Here is a 3,072-nt window from a genome sequence, read left to right as displayed (position 1 = left end):
GGGTCTGCCGGACAAGACCTTCTATACCGATGCCTCCAAGGCCGACAAGCTGAAGGCCTACCAGGCTCACGTGGCCAAGGTGCTGGAGCTGTCCGGCGTGGCCGCTGCCGATGCAGCAAAGCAGGCTGAAGAAGTCGTCAAGTTCGAGACCCGCCTGGCCAAGGCGTCCAAGTCCAGCGTCGAGCTGTCGCGCGATGTCTCGCTGTACTACCACCCGGTCAGCCTGGCCGAGGCCGATGCGCTGACCCCGAACTTCAGCTGGACCGAGTTCTTCAAGTCGCAGAACGTGGCCGCGCCGGAGAAGTTCTCGCTGGCCATCCCGGCCTTCCACCAGGAAGTGAGCAAGGCGCTGGGCGATACCGATCCGTCGGTGTGGCGCGCCTACCTGCGCTTCCACACCGTGGACAGCGCCTCGCCGTACCTGGCTGATGCGTTCGTGCAGGAAAGCTACGAGTTCTACGGCAAGACCCTCAATGGCCAGAAGGAACAGAAGCCGCGCTGGAAGCGCGTGCTGGGCACCATCGAGAGCGACGCCGGCGAAGCCTTCGGCCAGCTGTACGTGAAGGTCGCCTTCTCGCCGGAAGCCAAGGCGAAGATGGAAGAGCTGGTGAAGAACCTCGCCGCTTCGCTGAAGGAACGCATCCAGGGCCTGTCCTGGATGAGCGAAGAGACCAAGGCCAAGGCCATCGCCAAGTGGGAAACCTTCACTCCGAAGATCGGTTACCCGGACAAGTGGCGTGACTGGTCGGGCCTGCAGACCAACCGTGACAGCTATCTGGGCAACGTGCGCGCGGCCACCGCGTTCAACTACCAGTACAACCTGGCCAAGATCGGCAAGCCGGTGGACAAGACCGAGTGGGGCATGACCCCGCAGACGGTCAACGCCTACTACAACCCGCTGCAGAACGAGATCGTGTTCCCGGCCGCCATCCTGCAGCCGCCGTTCTTCGATGCCAAGGCGGACGACGCGCTGAACTACGGCGGTATCGGTGCGGTCATCGGCCACGAAATGACCCACGGTTACGACGACCAGGGCAGCCGCTTCGGGCCGACCGGCAACTTCGAGAACTGGTGGACCGAAGCCGATTCGAAGAACTTCGCTGGCCTGACCGGCAAGCTGGTCAAGCAGTTCGACCAGTACAAGGTCGACGGCCAGGCCGTGAACGGCCATCTGACCCTGGGCGAGAACATCGCCGACCTGGGTGGCCTGGCCACCGCCTACGACGCATTGCAGAAGGCGTCGGCCGGCAAGGAAGACGCGAAGATCGATGGCTTCACCCGCGATCAGCGCTTCTTCTTCAACTGGGCCACCGTGTGGCGCACCAAGTACACCCCGGAGAACGCCAAGGTCCGCCTGGCAACCGACCCGCACGCGCCGGCGCAGTTCCGCGCCGTCGGTGCGCCGTCGAACCTGCCGACCTTCACCGCGGCCTTCCAGTGCAAGCCGGGTACGCCGATGTCGCGCACCGGCGACTCGCAGGTGGTGATCTGGTAAGCCACGGCTGAGGCCACGGCTTGCCTGCAGAGGCCCGGGATTTCCCGGGCCTTTGTTTTTCCGCGCGGTGGAGATCATCTGCGTCGTTGCAGACGTCACAGCGCATGCATCTCCCACCCTGCCCGGCTTGCTATAGTTCGCCCGCCCTCAATCCATCACGGATTCGTTCTACATGCCCAACTTCCGTCCGCTTGCCATCGCCCTGGGCATCAGCCTGGCGACCCTGGTTCCGACCCACGATGCGTTCGCCGCCAAGAAGAAGGCCGCACGCGCCCCGGCCGTCAGTGCGCAGTGCAGCGATTTCTACGACGCCACCAACGCAGGCTGGCTGAAGGCCAACCCGGTGCCGCAGACCGGCGCCGCCACCGCACTGGGCCAGCTGGTCGACCGCAGCCGGCAGCAACAGCGTGAACTGCTGGACGCCTCGATGAAGGCGCCGCAGGGCAACGTGCAGAAGCTGCTGGGCGACTTCTGGGCCAGCGGCCTGGACGAAGCGGCCGTGGAAGCCGACGGCTCCAACCCGATCGCACCGCTGCTGACCCGCATCAACGCGATCAAGAAGGCCAAGGATGTCCCGGCCTCGATCGCCGCGCTGCACCAGGTCGGCATCCCGGTGGCCTTCAACTTCGGTCCGGACGTGGACCTGAAGGCGCTGGACCGCCACATCGGTTACTTCATGCAGGGCGGCATGGGCCTGCCTGATCCGGCCTTCTATACCCGCACCGACGCCGACACCGTCGCGTTGATGGGCCGCTATCGCAACTACGTCAAGCAGATCCTCGCACTGACCGGCACCCCGGCGGCCAAGCTGGACGCCGAGTCGCAGGCGGTGATCGCGCTGGAAACCGAACTGGCGCGCAACGCGCAGTCGCTGGCGGGCATCAACAACCCGTTCAACAACTACGCGCCGATCTCCACCAAGGACCTCAACAGCCGCTACCGCAACCTGCAGCTGGACGCGTTCCTGAAGGCGCAGGGCGTCAACGATGACCTGGTGTCGCTGGCCGATCCGGCGCTGTTCAAGCAGCTCGACGGCATGGTCACCAAGCTCAAGCCGGACCAGTGGAAGGCCTACCTGCGCTGGCGCGTGGGCGACTCGATGGCGCCGTACCTGTCCAAGGCGTACCGCGATGCGGAGTTCGAATTCCGTGGCCGCGTGCTGCGTGGTGAAACCCTGCCGCCGCAGCGCTGGGAAAGCGTGCTGGACGCGATCAACGTGGCCGCTGGCCCGATGGTCGGCCGCGAATACGCAGCCCGTTACCTGTCCGCCGAAGACCGCCGCCAGGCGGCCTGGATCGTCGACAAGGTGCGTGAAGTGCAGATCGAAGCGGTCAAGAACAACAGCTGGATGAGCGCCGAGGCCAAGACCGAAGCGCAGGCCAAGCTGGCCGCGCTGAAGATCGAGATCGGCACCCCGCTACGTGACCTGGACTACAGCGTGCAGCCGATGGGCCGTGGTTCGTTCGGCGGCAACATGCTGATCGCGTCCACCTGGCGCCACCGCGAGGAAATGAAGCGCATCATCCAGGCCACCGCCGGCGACCAGACGAAGATCGGCAAACTGTTCGGCGATGCAC

General features: G+C 65.1%; 2 protein-coding genes. Both read left to right on the top strand.

Features of this window, described 5'->3' with window-relative positions:
- The coding region (locus AB4Y84_RS17750; protein ID WP_442250566.1) for a M13 family metallopeptidase at positions 1-1,495 on the top strand (1,495 nt) is incomplete at its 5' end.
- A gap of 172 nt (positions 1,496-1,667) precedes the next feature.
- On the top strand, positions 1,668-3,072 hold a 1,405-nt coding region (locus tag AB4Y84_RS17745), incomplete at its 3' end, for a M13 family peptidase (RefSeq protein WP_442250565.1).

It is taken from the genome of Stenotrophomonas sp. 2YAF22 (assembly GCF_052114665.1).
Lineage (GTDB): Bacteria > Pseudomonadota > Gammaproteobacteria > Xanthomonadales > Xanthomonadaceae > Stenotrophomonas > Stenotrophomonas indicatrix.
The sequence above is the reverse complement of the archived record's forward strand: the minus strand, read 5'-3'. Positions and strand labels throughout refer to the sequence as shown.